The 344-nt window shown below is 53.5% G+C and carries 1 protein-coding gene; it reads left to right on the forward strand.

Annotation, left to right across the window (positions count from 1 at the left end):
- Positions 1-13 precede the first annotated feature (13 nt).
- On the forward strand, positions 14-344 hold a 331-nt coding region (locus tag A1OO_RS23200; protein WP_198928803.1), incomplete at its 3' end, for a transposase zinc-binding domain-containing protein.

A 344-nucleotide genomic window follows, 5' to 3' on the forward strand; every position in this document is an offset into this window, starting at 1 on the left:
TGTGGGAGGACGCATGAGCACCTTTCTTTCCTTGCTCAATCATCATGGCGCTGAACTCGAGCCAAGGCGCCTTAACCCAGATATCTCTCGTGCCATCATGGCCATGTCTCGCTGCCGAACAGGGGCATTAGGTCACGTGCAATGGGGTTGTCAGGGGTGTCACCATGATGACCGAACGCCGCTATCTTGTGGGCACCGTCATTGTCCGCAGTGTCAACACACCAACACCATGCAATGGCTGGCTCGGCAAGAGGCGAAGTTATTGCCGACACACTATTTTATGATCACTTTCACCGTGCCTGCCGAACTCAGAAAAATGGCTATCACACACGCGAGGTGTTTGT

The sequence above is a fragment of the Enterovibrio norvegicus FF-33 genome, assembly GCF_000286835.2.
Lineage (GTDB): Bacteria > Pseudomonadota > Gammaproteobacteria > Enterobacterales > Vibrionaceae > Enterovibrio > Enterovibrio norvegicus_A.